We start from the raw sequence: 17,419 nt of genomic DNA, 5'->3' as shown, positions 1-17,419 counted from the left end.
GACCAACCGCGACCGCCGGCCCCGGCGGCCTTGGCGGCGTTGGCGGACCAACCGCGACCGCCGGCCCCGGCGGCCTTGGCGGCGTTGGCGGCGTTGGCGGCCCCGGCGGACCCACCTCAGCCCCAACGAGGGCTGCCGGCGCCACGCCGTCCTACGGCGGCCAAGGCGACAAGTGGGAAGGCAAAACGGACGACAAGTCCTGGGCAGACAGCAAGAAGAGCGACAAGCCCGGAACGGACAGCAAGAAGAACGACACGTCCGGAACGGACAGCAAGAAGAATGACACCTCCTTCAGTGCTCCGTCAGGTGGTGTGAACGCCGGTGGCGGTGGCACCGCGCCGTCCTTCCCGATCACCCCGGTCGCCGGTGTCGGACTCGGTGCCGCGATGCTCGGCGCGGGCCTCACCGCTCGCCGCAGGAGCCGCGCGACACAGTGATCAACGGGTCTGGATGCGCCCAGCCCTCACCGGGCGGATCCAGACCCCAGACAGGCCGCAGAGCGCACGATCACAGCTCTCGTCGTGTGCCCGGCGGCCCCAGGAGACACCGGTTCGGGTGGACGCCGCCGCCGAAATTCCCCGCGTCCACCCGAACCACCGACCGACCGGACACCAGGTACGATTCTGGGCTCACGCTCAGGTTCGTCGACGCTTCGGGCGACGCGATGAGCGCTGTCACCGGGTCGCCCGAAGCCCAGCCCGCTTCAGCGATGGGGTAACGTAGGCCCCGCACGGGACGTGGCGCAGCTTGGTAGCGCACCAGACTGGGGGTCTGGGGGTCGCAGGTTCAAATCCTGTCGTCCCGACCAACACGACAAGGGCTGTCGACGGGGTGAAGACCCTGGTCAGCAGCCCTTTTTGGCGCCATCGACACGGTGCGCCAGCGTCAGTCGGAGACTCCAGCCCCCTGCATCTGGGGACCTGCCCCCGGTCAGATGCCGATTCAGCGACTCCCCCGCCGCGATGTAGTTGCGCATGCAATAGTTGTCGGCCGCCCACGGGATGTCGTTTTGTGGAGACCGCCTGTTGGTGCAAGGTTCCCGGCCGACTGCTGCCGCCGATGCCCGCACGCCGCCACCATTTCCCAGGTGACCAATTTCACGAACCCGCAGGACGAGAACCCACTCCCGACAGCACCGGGCGATGACGCGGACGCAGGGAGAGCCGCCCTCAGCCGGCGAGGATGGCTGGGAGCGGTCGGCGCCGGACTAACCGTTGCCGGGGCGGACCCGTTCCTCGGCACCGTAGCCCCCGCCGCCGCCGCCGCCGCGACGACCGGCATGTCGCCAACACTCTGGGTACAGCCGGGCACCCTGGGCATGCCACCCGTGACGGGTCTGCACCTCCAGTTCGGCGCGGACGCATCCCGGGAAATGGTGGTGTCGTGGCAGACGCTGGTGCCGGTGCAAAGGCCACGGGTGCTGCTCGGCACACTGAACGACGGCATCGGGGCGAAGGTGGCTGCGGTCACCGACACCTACACCGACGCGCAGTCCGGGCAGAGCGTCTATGTTCACAGTGCCCGATTCCAGCAGCTGCATCCGGACAGCGAATACGTGTACGCGGCGGTCCATGACGGGACGACGCCGGAGCCGGGGTCGTTTCGCACCGGACCACGCGGCCGGGCGCCGTTCACGTTCACAAGTTTCGGTGACCAGGGCACGCCCACCCTCGGGAAGCTGAACGGTCCACGGCCGGCGAAGATAACCGGACCCCTGCAGTATCTCAACGACAACCTCGGCTCGCCGTACGCCAATGACGTGACGACCGCCGTGGAGCGCGTCGCGCCGCTGTTCCATCTGGTCAACGGCGACCTGTGTTATGCGAACCTGTCGACCGACCGCCTCCGCACCTGGTCGGACTGGTTCGACATGACCACCCGGTCGGCCAGGTTCCGCCCGTGGATGCCGGCTGCCGGCAACCACGAGAACGAACGCGGCAACGGCCCGATCGGGTTCGGCGCCTACCAGACCTACTTCACCGTTCCCGGCAACGGGGGCGACCCGGAGACCAACGGCCTGTGGTACGCCTTCACCGTCGGTTCGGTCCGGGTGGTGAGCCTGAACAACGACGACGTCTGCTACCAGGACGGCGGCAACAGCTATGTGCACGGCTACTCGGGCGGGGCACAGCGGCGGTGGCTCGAGGCGGAACTCGCGGCGAGCCGGAACAACCGGAACAACCGGAACATCGACTGGATCGTGGTCGTGATGCACCAGGTCGTGGTGTCCACCGCGGACCACCCCGGCAATGGCGCGGACCTGGGCATCCGGCAGGAATGGGTGCCGTTGTTCGACCAGTACGGCGTTGACCTGGTCTTGTGTGGCCACGAACACCACTACGAGCGATCCCACCCGATCCGCGGCCAGCAGCCCACCGACACCCTCACCCCGATCCCGGTCGCGACCCGGACCGATGTGGTGGACACCGGCGCTGGAACCGTCCACATGGTCATCGGCGGCGGCGGCACCTCGATACCCTCGATCGACGTGTTGTACGACACTCCGGCATGCAACGTCATCACCGGCGTGGGAGCTACCGGTGCCAACGGCAAACGTACACCGATCTACGTGTCAGAGGCCGCGCCGTGGTCGGCGGTGCGGGACCGGGTCAACCCGTACGGCTTCGTTGCCTTCACCGTCGACCCGGGGAACAAGCGGGGCGGTCTGACGTCGATGGCTGTCACCTACTACGCCGTCACCGGCCTCTACGGTCAGGTCCAGCCCGTCGACACCTTCACCCTGCAGCGACGGCGCAGCGACGGCCTGGGCCCCACGCGATAAACCGGCGCCCCTCTCGGTCGCCACGCCGCGGGCCACCGCGTCGTTCAGGCGCTCGATCAGCGTCGCCAACTGTCGGAGATCTTCAGTCGACCAGTCGGCGACGGTCGTCATCAGGAACTCCCAGCGTTGCTCGGCAGCCTCGGCCAGGCGTTGACGCCCGGCCGAGGTCAGGTCCGCCCGCCGGACCCTACGATCAACAGCGTCGCTGGTCCGCACGACCAGACCCCCGGCGACGAGCTGATCGACCACACGGGCCGCCCGCGCGCGATCAGCCAGGAGCAGCTCCGCGATGTCGGACAGGGTCGGGGGTGGCGGCGAATTCGTCTCGATGAAACGCAGGACCCGGTAGTGCGTCGGCGGCACCAGCTCGGGTAGGGACGCCAGCAGGCGCGCCCGCGGCATCAATCCGTAATACCCCAGCCGGTGGTGCCGCATCATCTGCATGGCCATCTCCACACGGCGCGTGAGGTGTGCTCGCTCGCTCACAACGGCCTCCGGGTCCCGGGGGGCAGGCCAGGGTCGGTTGATGGCCCCCAGGCCGGCACCGGTGAGATCGGCGCCGGACGGACCGCCGGCCATGGTATTGCCCCGGACAGCGGACAGCGGGTGATGGGACAGCGGGGCGATGGGGCGATGTCTGGGCTGCGAAACGCAGGTGACCGCCCGTCACTGACGTTTCTCGCCCCGTTCGCGAACCCGGATGGAAATCTCGATCGGTGTTCCGGCAAAGCCGAAGTCCTCGCGCAGCCTCCGCTCCAGGAAGCGACGGTAGGCCGGCTCCAGGAACCCCGTCGAGAAGATGACGAACCGGGGTGGCCGCACACCGGCCTGCGTCGCGAACAGTACCCGGGGCAGCCGCCCGCCACGGGACGGCGGCGGGGTGGCCGCCACGACCTCGCCGAGCCAGGTGTTGAGCCGGCCGGTGGAGATCCGCATCCCCCACGAATCCAGCGATGATCGCAGGGCTGGTGCGAGCCGATCGACCGCGCGGCCGGTCATTGCCGACACGTTCACCCTCGGCGCCCAGGCGACCCGGCCGAGATCTCGGGTGATCTCGCGTTCCAGAGTAAGACGGCGGTCTTCGTCGAGCAGGTCCCACTTGTTGAACGCCAGTACCAGAGCCCGCCCGGCCTCGACCACCATGGTGATCACCCGTTGGTCCTGTTCGGTGAGTGGCTCGCCGGCGTCGAGCAGGACGATCGCGACCTCGGCGGCCTCCAGCGCGGCCGCGGTACGTAGCGAGGAGTAGTACTCCGCTCCGGCGGCCTCCCGGACCCGACGCCGCAGGCCGGCGGTGTCCACGAACTTCCACACCTCGCCCCCGACGGTCACCAGCTCGTCGACCGGGTCACGGGTGGTACCGGCGACCTCGTCCACGAGCGAACGCTCCGTCCCGGCGAGCCGGTTGAGCAGGCTGGACTTCCCCACGTTCGGCCGGCCCAACAGGGCTACCCGCCGCGGACCGTCCACCTCCTCGAAACGCTCGCGCGGCGCTTCCGGGAGGGCCGCGAGCACCGCGTCGAGCAGGTCTCCGCTGCCACGGCCGTGCAGCGAGGAGACCGGATGCGGCTCACCGAGCCCGAGGCTCCACAACGCGGCTGCGTCCGCCTCCGTCCGAGCGTCATCGACCTTGTTCGCGGCGAGAACGACGGGCAGCCCCGACCGCTGCAGTACGCGCGCGACGGCTTCATCCGCGTCGGTCGCACCGACCGTGGTGTCGACCACGAACAGCACCGCGTCGGCCGTGTCCAGCGCCGCACGTGCCTGCTCGGCGACCCGGGCGGCGAGCCCACGCGCGTCAGGCTCCCAGCCGCCGGTGTCGACGACGACGAAACGCCGCCCGTTCCAGGTTGCGTCGTATGCGACCCGGTCGCGGGTCACGCCCGGGACGTCCTCGACCACCGCGGCCCGACGGCCCAGGATCCGGTTCACCAACGTCGACTTGCCGACGTTGGGGCGTCCGACAATCGCCAGCACCGGCTGCCTCTCGGTGGCGCCGGGCGGGTACCCGGCCTCGTCCTGCGGTGCCTGCGAAGCCACACCCACAACGTCCTCGTCTCTGTTCGTCATTTCCGTTCATTGCCGTTTATAGACGTTCATTGATGTTCATTGCTGTTCCTTGATGTTCCTTGCTGTTCACAGTCGCGTCTGCTCATGATCGTGTCGACCGCGTCACGATCCGGGAGGCAGGCGGGCCGCCACCAGGTGGTCGGCGATCCGTAACCGGATGTCCTCCGCCACCGCTGCCAACGCCCGACGCGACCGCGGGTTCGCCGGGACCTCCACGTCGAACGGACGCCCGAACACGACCCGCGCCGGCACGGAACGCCTCGGCCAGCGAGCGCCCCTGGGCAGGGCCAAGCCGGTGTCGATACACGCGACCGGTAACACCGGGCACCGTCCGTGGACAGCGAGATAGGCGATACCATGCTGTACCGTCTGCACCTCGCCGGATCCCCGGGTACCTTCGGGAAACACCCCGATGGTTCCGCCGCGCCCCAACTCGTCGAGTGCAGTGTGTAACGCGGCCCGATCGGGCCGGCCACGGTCGACCGGGATCTGGCCGGCAATGCGCAGCAACGGCCCGAGGAAACCTCGGTACATTTCGGACTTCACCAGGCAGCGGACTGTGCGCGGTGACTCGATCACGACCAAGGGGCCGTCCAAGAGGCTGCTGTGGTTTCCCGCGAAGATCAGCGGACCGGTCGCCGGCACGTATTCAAGCCCCTGGAGGGTCACCTGCATGATGGCCCGGTTCACGACGAGACGCAACGGTGGCTTGAGCACCCTGTGCACAACGTCGCGGTAGGGCCGGGACGCCGCCCCACGCGGCGGCACGGGCACCGGCGGCTGCCCGGCGCCGGCTTCCGTGGCGTCGGGGCTTCCGGTGGTCATGGCGCGTCGGCCGTTACCCGTTCGCAGTGCAGCAGGACCTCGTCCACAACAGCCTCGACGGACAGACTGGTCGAGTCGAGCACGATCGCGTCATCGGGGACGGCCAGCGGGTCCGCGGCGCGGGTCGAGTCCAGCACGTCCCTGCGATCGAGCTCGGCGAGGGTGCGGGCCACGTCATCCATGCCCTTCTCCCCGAGCTGGTGCGACCGCCGCAACGCCCGGACCTCGGTCGAAGCCGTCAGGAACACCTTGACCGGAGCCTGTGGAGCAACCACCGAACCGATGTCACGGCCTTCCACCACGATGCCGGTCGGGGACGCCGCTGCGATGATCTGCTGCTGGCGGGCGACGAGAAGCCGCCGGACCGCCGGTACCGCGGCGACCGCACTCACCGCGTTCGTCACCGCCCTGGTCCGAATCTTGTCCCCCACGGCTTCGCCGTTCACCGCGATCGTCGGATTATCCGGACTGGTGCCAACTGCCAGCACCACGCGTTCGGCCAGTTCCGCCACGGCATCGTGATCTTCAAGGTCGATCCGACTCTCCAACGCGACCTGTGTCACCGCCCGGTACATCGCGCCGGTGTCGAGATAACGCAGACCGAGTCGTCGGGCTATCTCCCTGGCAACGGTGCTCTTGCCGGAGCCTCCCGGTCCGTCGACGGCTACGACCAATCCCTCGGACGTCAATACCTGACCGTGCCCGGCGGAGCGGCCTTCGCCGCCCGTGGACACCTCCTGATCGTCGGTGGCCGTTGCGCCCACCGACTCTCGGGAACCGCGGTCCTGCTCCACCGCTTCCTCCGTCCAGACGCGACAATTACCTATGAACCCGTGCATACACCGAACCCGTGTACAGATGGAATCCGCGTACACACGGTAACCAGTTTGCACCGGAAAACCATGAGCAGCCGATACGGTGAAACCGACCCGACCCAACCCGGGTGGTCACCCGGATCAACGCCGATGTGGTCAACCCGGATCAGGCTACTCGGGGCCGCCCACCCACGACGGGTGGCGTTCACGACCTGCGATAGGCGGTCCAGCCGGCGGTGGCGAGCCGGTCGAGCAGGGTGCCGACGATGTCGGGTGAAACAGCGATCTCCACAATGCCGGCCGGGGCGTCCAGGTTGTGCTCAAAGGCAGCGACATCCTCGATGTTGATCTCCCAGGCGCCGATCGTGGCGAACAGCTCGCCCAACTGGCCGGGTCTGTCCGCAAGCACCACGCCCACCCAGGCCCAGGTCCAGGGCTGCGTCGCCGCACCTGCCTTGAGCGGCAGCAGCGCCCGGCCGGCGTTGCCACCTGCCACGAGTCCGCGAACAGCCTCGACCACCTCCTGTTCGCCGGCCCGGTCGAGCAGGTCCGCCAGCCTGGACAGCTCCTCGCCGAGCAACCGGGCCCGCCGGGCGACCGGCCCACGGTTACCCTCCAGAATCGACGACCACAGGCCGGGGTCGCTGTCGGCCAGGCGGGTGGCGTCCCGGAACCCCTGGCCCACCAGGGCCAACTCGCCCGGACCGAGATCGGGGGTGGCGGCAGCCAACAGGCTCGCGACCACCTGCGGCAGATGGGACAGGACGGCCATCGCCGTGTCATGGCGATCAGGCGTCGTACGCACCGGTATGGCGCCACACGTCCGCGCGATCGCCACCGTGGCCGCCAACGCGGCCGGCGAGGTGTGCGGCACCGGACAGACGACCCAGGCTCGTTCGGCGAACAGGTCGGCGCGGGCCGAGGCGGCACCGCCGCGCTCACGCCCGGCGATCGGGTGTGCTGGACACCACATCGACAGATCGCACCCGGCCTGCACCGCCTCGACGATCGGCCGAGCCTTCACACTCGCGACATCGCTCACCGTCTCGGCGAGCCCCGCCCGCTGCACCCGCCGTAGTTCACCGGCGACAGCGTGCGGAGGCACGGCGATGACCGCATGCTCCACGGGCTCGCCATGCCATGGCTGGCCGGCACCCATGGCCTCGGCGACCTTGACCTGCTCGGAATCAACGTCGGCCAGCAGGACCTCGATCCCATGGACGCTCAGTGCCAACCCGATGCTGGTGCCGATCAGGCCGGACCCCACCACGCCGACCCGACCCGGCGGTGGCCCAGGTGGTGGCAATCCGGATGTGCCAGTCACAGCGCGACATCATGGTAGAGCGCGCTCACAGCGCGACGTCACGGTAGAGCGCGCCGACTTCAGCCGACGAAAGGTGCCGGGTGCGGCCCACCCGCAGTGAACCGAGATGGACCGGGCCGATTCGGGTCCGCACGAGCCGGCCGACCGGGTGGCCCACTGCGTCCATCAGCCGGCGCACCACGTGTTTACGGCCCTCGTGCAACGTGATCTCAATCATGACCCGTGCGCCGGACGAGCTCACGATCCGCACGGAGTCCACGGTCACCATCCCGTCGGTGAGGGTGACCCCCGCCCGCAACCGCCGCGGCACGTCCCGACTGACCGGTCCGCTCACCTCGACCAGGTAGGTCTTGGCGACACCGAACGACGGATGCGCCAGCCGATGTGCCAGGTCCCCGTCGTTGGTGACCAGCAGCAGGCCCTCGCTGTCGGCGTCGAGCCGGCCGACGTGGAACAGGCCGGGGCCGTGGTCCGCCACGAGGTCCCCGACGGTCGGCCGCCCCCGGTCATCCGCCATCGCCGAGAGCACCCCGACCGGCTTGTTCAACGCGAGGTGCACCAGGCCGGCCTTGGTGACGACCCGTTGACCGTCGACCTCGATGACCGCGGTCTGCGGATCAACCCGCAGACCCTGGGCCTCGACGACCCGGCCGTCCACCCGCACGCGACCCGCGGCGATCAGCTCCTCGCTGTGCCGCCTGGACCCGAGCCCCGCCGCCGCAAGCACCTTCTGCAGCCGGATGCCTTCGGCATTCGCGTCACCGGTTGTCATGAACCCAGAATGTCATGAGGCCAGAATGTCACGGGCCGACAATGTCATCCACATCGGCGATGTCAGGCAGCAGCGGGGCGAGCGGCGGCAGTTCGTCAAGATTGCGCAGACCCATCCGTTCCAGAAAGTAGTCAGTTGTCCGGTACAGCGTCGCGCCGGTCTCCGGATCGGTACCGGCCTCCTCGACGAGACGCCGGGTGGTCAGGGTACGGATCACGCCGTCGGCGGACACGCCCCGCACCGCGGAGATCCGCCCACGACTGACCGGCTGCTGGTAGGCGACAACCGCCAGCGTCTCCAGCGCCGCCTGGGACAGTTTCGGATTCTGCCCGGCGAGCACGAACCGCTCGACCCAGGGGGCGCACTCGTCGCTGGTGTAGAAACGCCAGCCACCACCGATGTCACGGAGGCTGAAGCCCCGGCCCTGCGCGATGTAGTCGCGGGCCAGCCCGACGATGACACGCTCGACGTCCGCTGCGGGGACCTCGAGGCTCACAGCGATCTCCGTAACCGGAACCGGATTTTCCGCGACCATCAGGATCGCCTCGACGAGCGCGGGTAGCGCCGGGCGCGCCACCACCTCATCTCCGGGCGACCCATCCCCAGGTGACCGGTCACCGGGTGACCGGTCACCGGGTGACCCGCCGGGCACCGGGGGTCCAACGGCTGAAGTCTCCTCGGCAGCCGGGTGGGCGTCCGCTGTCATTGTGGTCGTGGTCCTCGCTTTCTGCCCCGTCCGACGTTCATGTCAGTCGGATCCCCGTCAGCCGGATCCACGTCGGCCACGTTCACGTCGGCCGTGTTCACGTCGGCCGTGTTCACGTCGGCCGCGTTCACGTCGGCCGCACTGTGCTCGGCCGTGTCGGCCACCCAGCGGACGATCAGTTCCCCCAGGGGAACCTCCTGTTCAAACGCGATCCGCCCCTCTCTGAAGAGCTCGAGCAGGGCGAGGAAACGCGCGACCACCTCGATCGTCTGTCGACAGCCGGTACAGAGCATCCCGAAGGATGCGCTACCCACCTCTCGCAACTTCTCGATCACAGCGAGCATATGCTCGCGGATGTTGATCCGCGGCAGGTGGACGTGATCGGTGGCGACCTGCGGAGGCAACGGAGGTTCCCGCAACCTGGCCGCGAGCCGGGCGAGCTCGGCCGGGCCGATACCGATCTGCACCTCTGGCAAAGCGCGCGCGTAACGCGGCTCCAGCGCAACAGCCCGGGGCAGGTACCGGGCCTCCAACGCCATCAGCCCGACGAACAGGGCCGAGGCCTCCTTGTATGCCTTGTACTGCAGCAGACGGGCGAACAGCAGGTCTCTGGCCTCGAGGAGGGCGAGGTTCTCAGCTTCGTCCTCGGAGATCGCCCCGGGTAGCAGCCGGGCCGCCTTGAGGTCGAGAAGGGTTGCTGCGATCACCAGGAACTCGGTGGCCTGCCCGAGATCAAAGCCCGCGCCGAGGCGGCGGAGGTGAGCCACGAACTCGTCGGTGACCTGAGAGAGCGCGACCTCGGTCACGTCCATCTTGTGTTTGGCGATCAACGAGAGCAGCAGATCGAACGGGCCGCTGAAGTTCGCGAGCTCGACAACAAAGGCGCTGCCGGCACTGCCCCGGCCGGTGGGGGCGCTGGGGGCGGTACCGGCAGTAGAGGCAGTGCCGGCAGTAGAGCCGGCAGTAGAGGCGGCAGTAGAGGCGGTGGACTCAGCCGGCGACGCGGGCTGCGCGGCCCCGACCGCCGCGTTCACCCGCCGGTTGGGAGACAGCCCTGTCCGCGCCATGTCCCGACGCTACCGCGACCGCGGCCAGCCACCCCGAACCAGCCACCCCGAACCAGCCACCCCGAACCAGCCACCACAGCGGGCCGGGGCCGGGGCTGGGGCCGTGCAACGCGCGGCGCGTCCACCCGTCAACGAATGTGGAGGTTGATGATGTCCGCCAGACCGCCGAGCAACGGGAGCACCAGCTGGTCCACGACCGAGGGAAACCCGAGAAACAGCTTCGGCAGCAGAATGGCCACCAGCAGGATGACGATGCCGACGTTGTTCTCGCGGAGCTGGTACTCGGCCTTGCGCCAGCTCGGTGACTGCGGGCCCAGTCCGAACAGCACCCGCCCGCCGTCGGCGGGCGGGATGGGGATAAGGCTCACAATGAACAGTGACGCGAAGGTGACGGCCAGCCACAGCACCAGTTTCGCGGAGAAGCCACCCGCCCCGGCGAGTTCCACGATTCGGGTGCCCTCAACGATGATGAGCGGTTGGGAGACGAACTTGAAACCGATGATCGCAACAAAGGCGAGCACCAGGTAGGCCAGCGGTCCGGCCAGCACCGCGACCGCGACGTGGAACCGTCGCTTGCGCCATACGTCGTTCATGGGTATCGGCTCGGTCCAGCCGACGCCCGCAATGATCATGGCCACCGCGCTGAACGGGCTGACCCGGTCTTTCAGCGACGCTGTGAGCCGCCCGGATCGCAGGGGGCCGCGGTCCTGGAGCAGCCTCGCGACGAGGACCTGTGCCGTGTCATGAGCGTAGATCCCGATGAGGAGCGCGAGAACGATCCCCAAAAGCGCCGCGGGTTCGGCCAGGTGGAACAGCACGCCTCTACAGGTCCCTTATCCGATTCCCGAACAAGCTTCGGCCACGTGGTGTCAGGGTATCGCTAACGCTGGATCACCGGCGGTGCGCCGTGCCTGGCCATCAGTTCGCGGGCCAGCCGCCGGTATCCGTCCGCCCCCACCGAGGTGGGCGCGTAGGTCGTGATCGGCTCACCGGCGACCGTGGTTTCCGGAAAGCGAACCGTACGGCTGATCACGGTGTGAAAAACCTCGTCGGGAAAGCGCTCGACGACCCTCGCCAGCACCTCCCGGGCATGCAGGGTTCGGGCGTCGTACATGGTGGCGAGGATGCCGGCGAGCTCAAGGCGTGGGTTGAGCCGGTCCCGCACCTTGTCGATTGTGTCCAGCAGCAGCGCGACACCGCGTAGGGCGAAGTACTCGCACTCCAACGGCACGATCACCGCATCCGCCGCGGTCAGGGCGTTGACGGTCAGCAGACCCAGGGACGGCTGGCAGTCGATGAGAATCACATCGTATTCGGAGCGGATCGACGCCAGGGCACGCGCGAGCGTGTGCTCACGACCGACCTCGGTGACCAGCAGCATCTCGGCAGCCGACAGGTCGATGTTGCTCGGAAGCAGATCCAGACCGTCGACCTGGGTGGGGACTATCACCTCGCCGATCTCGCCTTCGCCACCCACGAGGAGATCGTGCACAGTGCGCTCCAGCACCATCGGGTTGATTCCGAGCCCGACTGAGAGCGCACCCTGCGGGTCGAAGTCGACCAACAGGGTCCGGCGGCCGTACTCGGCGAGCGCCGCGCCCAGATTGATCGTGCTGGTCGTCTTGCCGACGCCGCCCTTCTGGTTACACATGGCGACCACCCAGCCGGCCCCGTGCGTTGCCAACGGAGGGGGCACGGGAAAGGCCGGCAATGGACGTCCCGTGGGGCCCATCTCGCCGGCCCCACCCGAGCTGTGTACGACGTTGGCACCGTCGAGTCGCCCATCAGCAGACAGCGCTGGATCCCCGACGGTCACCCGCCCGTAAGGGGAGCGAACCTGGGTCGGCATCGGCGAGGCGTCGGCGGTCATGTCAAGGGACCTGCTCCTTCTGGTCAACCTGAGGACGCGCGATCATCGATCCTCTGGCGCGCCCGCAGACCACCGGGGACGCTTGCGGATCCGTGCGCGGAGAGCAGAAGCGGACCGTCAGGAGCGTACCGATACTGGAGGTCACGTACGAAGCCGGGTAGGTCACGTCGGCGCGGCGAACACCCGAAGTCGCGGCCGAAGTCGCGGCCGAGGTGCCGGCCCGGGTCCGGCCCGGTCCGGCCCGGAACCTCTCCACAGCCCTGCTACCCAGGACGCCCGACGTACCAGGACGCCCGGGGCAGACGATGCGAAGACGAGAGGCTACGATCACACAGCTTTTGGCCAGCCCGAGCGCCGGCCGATTCGGTTGGTGGCAAACCTGCCGGAGCGCCGCGCACAGCGAACGACTGAAAGCGCCTGACGGTCGACGACGACGGGAGCACGGCAATGGGTTCGGTGACGGTTCCTGGTGTGGTGTCCCTGGCCAAGGGCGCCCCCGTCGTGCTGACCGAAATCGTCGTTCCCGACCCCGGGCCGGGCGAGGCGCGGGTCCGCGTCCAGGCATGCGGCGTCTGTCACACCGACCTGCACTACCGCGAGGGTGCCATCAACGACGGCTACCCCTTCCTGCTCGGCCATGAGGCCGCGGGAGTCGTCGAAGCGGTCGGCGACGGGGTCACCTCGGTCGCGGCCGGCGACTACGTCGTGATTGCCTGGCGGGCACCCTGCGGCACCTGCCGTTCCTGCCTGCGGGGCCGCCCGTGGTACTGCTTCGACTCCCGCAACGCCACCCAAGCCATGACGCTGGTGGACGGAACGCCCCTGTCACCGGCGCTGGGCATCGGCGCCTTCGCCGGGGCGACCCTGGTAGCCGCCGGCCAGTGTGTGAAGATCAACCCGGCGGCACGCCCGGCGGCCGCCGGGCTGATCGGCTGCGGTGTGATGGCCGGGTTCGGCGCCGCGGTCAACACCGGCGAGGTCACCCGGGGGGAAACCGTCGCGGTCTTCGGCTGCGGAGGCGTCGGGGACGCGGCGATCGCCGGCGCGGCCATCGCCGGCGCGCGGCAGATCATCGCGGTGGACGTCGACGCCCGCAAGCTGGAGTGGGCGCGCGGATTCGGCGCCACCCACACCGTCGACGCCCGCAGCCTCGACCCGGTGGAAGCGATCCGAGCACTGACTGACGGTAACGGTGCCGACGTGGTCATCGAGGCGGTCGGCCGGCCGGACACCTACCGGCAGGCGTTCTTCTCCCGGGATCTCGCCGGGCGGCTCGTACTCGTCGGTGTCCCCGACCCGGCGATGACCCTCGAGCTACCTATGATCGAGGTGTTCAGTCGCGGTGGCTCGCTGAAGTCGTCCTGGTACGGCGACTGCCTGCCCAGCCGGGACTTCCCCATCCTGATCGATCTCCACCTGGCCGGTCGACTCGACCTCGACCGGTTCGTGACCGAAACCATAGGCCTCGGCGACATCGAGGCTGCCTTCGCCCGCATGCAGCGCGGCGAGGTACTGCGCAGTGTCGTTACGCTCTGATCGACATATACGATCAGTACCAGAATGAGCCGATCCGACCCTGTGATCGGCTGGACGGTCAACCCGGTCAACACGGTCAACACGGTCAACCCGGTCAACGCGACGGACAGTCAGCTACCCAGTGGTCAGCTGCTCAGCTACGGGGACGGAGAGCGCGTGGCGAGAAACGGCGGGGTACGAGTCGATCGGATCATCACCCGTGGCGAGTTCCTGATCGACGGCCAGAGCTTCACGGTTGACAACAACATCTGGCTGGTCGGGGATGACACCGAGGTGCTGGTCATCGACGCCGCGCACGACCCTTCGGTGATCCTCGCCGCGATCGACGGACGGCATGTATCCGTGATCGTCGCGACACACGGGCACAACGACCACATCAACGCGGCGGTTGAGCTGGCTGCCCGGGTACGGGCCCCGATCGCCCTGTGTCCGGCGGATCTGATGCTGTGGCAGGCGGTCTATCCCGACCGCGCGCCCGACCTCGAGCTCGCCGACGGCCAGCGGCTCCCTATCGCGGGCGGCGGTTGGCTGCATGTCATGCGCACCCCGGGGCACTCCCCCGGCGGGATATGCCTGTACGGGGTGATCGGCGGAGATCCGGTCCTGTTCAGCGGCGACACCCTGTTCCGTGGCGGCCCTGGGGCGACCGGCCGGTCGTTCTCCGACTTTCCGACCATCCTGGACTCGATCAGAAGTCGGCTGCTGATACTGCCGCCCGAGACAGTGGTACACACCGGCCACGGCGATGACACCACCATCGGTAACGAATCGCTCGACTTCGACCAGTGGATCCTGCGCGGTCGCTGACCCCGTACTCGCGCCGCGGAGCAGGTCGGTCCCGGCCTGCTACCCGGCCTGCTCTCAAGGATGTGAATCTGATGCTTCCATAGCAGCATCGAATTCACATCCTTCGGCACCCTTCGGGATCTTTCGGCACCGTGAGCCGACGCGTTCCGGGCTGATCCACTTTTAGATCTGGATCCGCTGCTCGACAGCCCGGACGATTTCCGCGATCGCCTCCCCTACCGGGATACCGTTCTTCTGCTCGCCGTTGCGGTAGCGGAAGGAGACCGCATCCTTGGCCACGTCGTCGTCGCCCGCGAGAAGCATGAAGGGAACCTTCTGCTTCTGGGCGTTACGGATCTTCTTCTGCATCCGATCGTCGGAGCTGTCGACCTCCACCCGGATGTGGTGCCTGCGCAGCTCGGCCGCGATGACGTCCAGGTAGTCGACATGGGTATCGGTGATCGGGATGCAGACGACCTGCACCGGCGCCAGCCAGGGCGGGAACGCCCCGGCATAGTGCTCAAGCAGCACCGCGAAGAACCGCTCGATCGAGCCGAACAAGGCGCGGTGAATCATCACCGGACGCTTGCGGGTACCGTCCGGGGACTGGTATTCGAGATCGAAACGCTGGGGAAACTGGAAGTCGACCTGGATCGTCGACATCTGCCAGGTCCGACCGATGGCGTCCCGTACCTGCACCGATATCTTCGGGCCGTAGAAGGCGGCGCCACCGGGGTCCAGCACGAGGTCGAGCCCCTGCTTGGTGGCGGCCTGGCGCAGTGTCTCGGTCGCCTCGGCCCATTCGGCGTCGCCACCCACGAACTTGTCGGGGTCCTTGGTGGACAGTTCCAGGTAGAAGTCGGTCAGACCATAGTCACGCAAGAGGTCGAGGACGAAGGTGAGCAGGCTGTCCAGCTCGCCGGGCATCTGCTCTAGGGCGCAGTAGATGTGCGCGTCGTCCTGGGTGAAACCACGGGCCCGGGTCAGCCCGTGCACCACACCCGACTTCTCATACCGGTAGACCGTGCCGAACTCGAACAACCGCAGCGGCAATTCACGGTAGGAACGTCCCCGGGACCGGTAGATGAGGTTGTGCATGGGGCAGTTCATGGGTTTCAGGTAGTACGTCTGCCCCTCGTCCAGCTCCATGGGCGGGTACATGCCGTCGGCATACCAGTCCAGGTGGCCCGAAACCTCGAAGAGCTGCTTCTTTGTCACGTGCGGCGTGTTGACGAAGGAGTAGCCCGCCTCCTCGTGCCGCGCCCGGGAGTAATCCTCCATCACCCGCCGGATGACGCCGCCCTTTGGGTGGAAGACCGCGAGCCCCGAGCCGATCTCATCCGGGAACGAGAACAGGTCGAGTTCTGTCCCGAGCTTGCGGTGGTCGCGCCGTTCGGCCTCCGCCAGCCGGTGCAGGTACTCTTTCAGCGCATCCCGTGACTCCCAGGCGGTTCCGTAGATCCGCTGGAGCTGGGGGTTACGTTCCGAGCCACGCCAGTAGGCCGCGGCCGAGCGCATGAGCGTGAACGCCGGGATGTTGCGGGTGGTGGGTACGTGCGGGCCCCGGCACAGGTCCTTCCAGCACAGTTCGCCGGTCCTGGCGTCGAGGTTGTCGTACATGGTCAGCTCGCCCGCGCCGACCTCGACAGCCACTCCCTGATCGTCGGTGCCGGCGTCCGCCGCGCCCTTCAGGCCCACCAACTCGATCTTGTACGGCTCGCCGGCCAGCTCGGCGCGGGCATCGGTGTCGGACACCACCCGGCGGGAGAATCGCTGGCCCGCTTTGATGATCTCCTGCATCCGCTTCTCAAGGCGCTTGAGATCATCAGGATGGAAGGGTGCGGCAACGTCGAAGTCGTAGTAGAAACCGTCCCTGATCGGCGGGCCGATCCCCAGCTTCGCGTCGGGGAACAGGTCCTGCACGGCCTGCGCCAGCACATGTGCGCAGGAGTGACGCACGATCGCCCGGCCGTCGTCCGAGTCGACCGGTACCGGCGCAACCACGTCCCCGTCGACCAGGACATACGCCAGGTCCTTGAGCTCCCCGTTCACCCGGGCAGCGACGATCTTCGGATCGTCGCCCAGGACCTGCGTGGCCGTGGTGCCCGCCGCCACGACACGCTCGGCCCGCTGCGGGGCACGGTCGAGGACGATCGCGAGATCTGACACCACACGCTCCTGACATCGGCACGAGAAGAAGTCGCTCTGATGCTACCGACGCGGTCACGCCCAGCGCCTCCGGGTTTTTCCGCCGCGGCCCGGCCTGGAGTGCCCGGCAATAGGGGACGCGGCGTCGCGGGGCTGGGGCACGCACATCGCGATCTACGTGCCCCAGCCCCAATTCTTGATCCACTCCCCTGTTGCCGGGCACTCTAGTGATCTCCGCCTGGGCGCCGGGCCGTCTCCACCCCGCGGCGTGGATGTTCCGCGCGTGGCTACCCTGCCGGCGCGGAACCAGGGCAACTTTGATCAGGTCGGGTGAACGTCCCCCAGCCACCTGGTGATCTGCTGGGCTATGGCGCTCGTGGTTTGTTCGTCGGCGGTAGCGAGGAGAGGGGTTGAGCGCTGGCTTGAGGGGCTGACCGGCGGGGGTCGGTCAGCCCATGCCCCAGAGCCGCACCGTGTGGTCGTCGCTGGCGCTGGCCAGAGTGCGCCCGTCCGGAGCAAACGCCACCGACAACACCGAGCCGGTATGGCCGGTCAGCGGGGAACCCAACGCGCGGGCGGCGGTCCGATCAGTCACATCCCACAACCGCACCGTCTGGTCGCCGCCGGCGCTGGCCAGAGTGCGCCCGTCCGGAGCGAACGCCACCGAGATCACCGCGCCGGTATGGCCGGTCAGCGGGGAACCCAACGCGCGGGCGGC

Annotated in this window: 14 protein-coding genes, 1 tRNA gene and 2 pseudogenes; 5 read left to right on the top strand and 12 right to left on the bottom strand. The window is 68.3% G+C overall.

Going from position 1 to position 17,419, the window contains the following annotated elements:
• The 3 genes and pseudogenes from U9979_RS10685 to U9979_RS10675 form a co-directional block, all read left to right on the top strand.
• Window positions 1-437, top strand: a pseudogene (locus U9979_RS10685) (hypothetical protein); the annotation flags it as partial.
• 294 nt (window positions 438-731) lie between these two features.
• Window positions 732-808: transfer RNA gene (locus U9979_RS10680), tRNA-Pro, on the top strand.
• Between the two features lie 279 nt (window positions 809-1,087).
• Window positions 1,088-2,782: a metallophosphoesterase family protein gene (locus U9979_RS10675; protein ID WP_322779246.1), complete on the top strand. Its 1,695-nt coding sequence runs from the start codon at window positions 1,088-1,090 to the stop codon at window positions 2,780-2,782.
• 195 nt (window positions 2,783-2,977) lie between these two features.
• Here the strand turns inward: U9979_RS10675 and U9979_RS25175 are convergent.
• From U9979_RS25175 to U9979_RS10630, 10 genes and pseudogenes are all read right to left on the bottom strand, one after another.
• Window positions 2,978-3,184, bottom strand: a pseudogene (locus U9979_RS25175) (MarR family transcriptional regulator); the annotation flags it as partial.
• A 264-nt stretch (window positions 3,185-3,448) separates the two neighbouring features.
• On the bottom strand, window positions 3,449-4,852 hold the full coding sequence (der, locus tag U9979_RS10670; protein WP_322747464.1) for a ribosome biogenesis GTPase Der: 1,404 nt from the start codon (window positions 4,850-4,852) through the stop codon (window positions 3,449-3,451).
• Window positions 4,853-4,954: 102 nt separating this feature from the next.
• Window positions 4,955-5,677, bottom strand: coding sequence for a lysophospholipid acyltransferase family protein (locus U9979_RS10665; RefSeq protein ID WP_322779245.1), 723 nt, complete (start codon window positions 5,675-5,677; stop codon window positions 4,955-4,957).
• Window positions 5,674-6,471, bottom strand: a complete 798-nt coding sequence (gene cmk / locus U9979_RS10660; RefSeq protein WP_322779244.1) for a (d)CMP kinase — start codon at window positions 6,469-6,471, stop codon at window positions 5,674-5,676. The genes U9979_RS10665 and cmk overlap by 4 nt, the downstream gene beginning before the upstream one ends.
• A gap of 226 nt (window positions 6,472-6,697) precedes the next feature.
• The gene (locus tag U9979_RS10655) at window positions 6,698-7,816 is read right to left on the bottom strand and encodes a prephenate dehydrogenase (RefSeq protein WP_322779243.1); all 1,119 of its coding nucleotides are present in this window, start codon (window positions 7,814-7,816) and stop codon (window positions 6,698-6,700) included.
• Window positions 7,817-7,841: 25 nt separating this feature from the next.
• Window positions 7,842-8,588: a pseudouridine synthase gene (locus U9979_RS10650; RefSeq protein WP_322747469.1), complete on the bottom strand. Its 747-nt coding sequence runs from the start codon at window positions 8,586-8,588 to the stop codon at window positions 7,842-7,844.
• 28 nt (window positions 8,589-8,616) lie between these two features.
• Complete coding sequence (scpB, locus tag U9979_RS10645) at window positions 8,617-9,294, bottom strand: SMC-Scp complex subunit ScpB (RefSeq protein ID WP_416219908.1); 678 nt, start codon at window positions 9,292-9,294, stop codon at window positions 8,617-8,619.
• Window positions 9,291-10,361: a ScpA family protein gene (locus tag U9979_RS10640; RefSeq protein ID WP_322779242.1), complete on the bottom strand. Its 1,071-nt coding sequence runs from the start codon at window positions 10,359-10,361 to the stop codon at window positions 9,291-9,293. Before U9979_RS10640 ends, scpB begins: the two co-directional genes overlap by 4 nt.
• Before the next feature lie 128 nt (window positions 10,362-10,489).
• On the bottom strand, window positions 10,490-11,179 hold the full coding sequence (locus tag U9979_RS10635) for a Zn-dependent membrane protease (RefSeq protein WP_322747472.1): 690 nt from the start codon (window positions 11,177-11,179) through the stop codon (window positions 10,490-10,492).
• Window positions 11,180-11,241: 62 nt separating this feature from the next.
• A complete protein-coding gene (locus U9979_RS10630; protein ID WP_322747473.1) occupies window positions 11,242-12,231 on the bottom strand; it encodes an AAA family ATPase in 990 nt (329 codons plus the stop codon).
• A 447-nt stretch (window positions 12,232-12,678) separates the two neighbouring features.
• Between U9979_RS10630 and U9979_RS10625 the strand changes: the two genes are divergently transcribed.
• Both U9979_RS10625 and U9979_RS10620 read left to right on the top strand, forming a co-directional pair.
• Window positions 12,679-13,767, top strand: a complete 1,089-nt coding sequence (locus U9979_RS10625) for an S-(hydroxymethyl)mycothiol dehydrogenase (RefSeq protein WP_322747474.1) — start codon at window positions 12,679-12,681, stop codon at window positions 13,765-13,767.
• Window positions 13,768-13,923: 156 nt separating this feature from the next.
• The gene (locus U9979_RS10620; protein WP_322779247.1) at window positions 13,924-14,574 is read left to right on the top strand and encodes an MBL fold metallo-hydrolase; all 651 of its coding nucleotides are present in this window, start codon (window positions 13,924-13,926) and stop codon (window positions 14,572-14,574) included.
• A gap of 162 nt (window positions 14,575-14,736) precedes the next feature.
• Here the strand turns inward: U9979_RS10620 and thrS are convergent, their stop codons facing one another.
• Both thrS and U9979_RS10610 read right to left on the bottom strand, forming a co-directional pair.
• Complete coding sequence (thrS, locus tag U9979_RS10615; RefSeq protein WP_322779241.1) at window positions 14,737-16,722, bottom strand: threonine--tRNA ligase; 1,986 nt, start codon at window positions 16,720-16,722, stop codon at window positions 14,737-14,739.
• Between the two features lie 427 nt (window positions 16,723-17,149).
• Window positions 17,150-17,419 (bottom strand): WD40 repeat domain-containing protein (locus tag U9979_RS10610; protein WP_416219905.1); only part of this gene is annotated, 270 nt, incomplete at its 5' end.

Origin of the sequence: Protofrankia sp. Cas4 (assembly GCF_963555915.1) — a bacterium.
In the GTDB taxonomy this organism is placed as follows: domain Bacteria; phylum Actinomycetota; class Actinomycetes; order Frankiales; family Frankiaceae; genus Protofrankia.
This window is presented reverse-complemented; position numbering and strand designations above follow the sequence as displayed.

Excerpts from the sequence above, each read along its gene's own strand:
- U9979_RS10625 (WP_322747474.1), top strand. The coding sequence starts at position 12,679 with ATGGGTTCGGTGACGGTTCCTGGTGTGGTGTCCCTGGCCAAGGGCGCC.
- U9979_RS10665 (WP_322779245.1), bottom strand. The coding sequence starts at position 5,677 with ATGACCACCGGAAGCCCCGACGCCACGGAAGCCGGCGCCGGGCAGCCG.
- U9979_RS10650 (WP_322747469.1), bottom strand. The coding sequence starts at position 8,588 with ATGACAACCGGTGACGCGAATGCCGAAGGCATCCGGCTGCAGAAGGTG.
- scpB (WP_416219908.1), bottom strand. The coding sequence starts at position 9,294 with ATGACAGCGGACGCCCACCCGGCTGCCGAGGAGACTTCAGCCGTTGGA.
- der (WP_322747464.1), bottom strand. The coding sequence starts at position 4,852 with ATGACGAACAGAGACGAGGACGTTGTGGGTGTGGCTTCGCAGGCACCG.
- U9979_RS10640 (WP_322779242.1), bottom strand. The coding sequence starts at position 10,361 with ATGGCGCGGACAGGGCTGTCTCCCAACCGGCGGGTGAACGCGGCGGTC.
- U9979_RS10630 (WP_322747473.1), bottom strand. The coding sequence starts at position 12,231 with ATGACCGCCGACGCCTCGCCGATGCCGACCCAGGTTCGCTCCCCTTAC.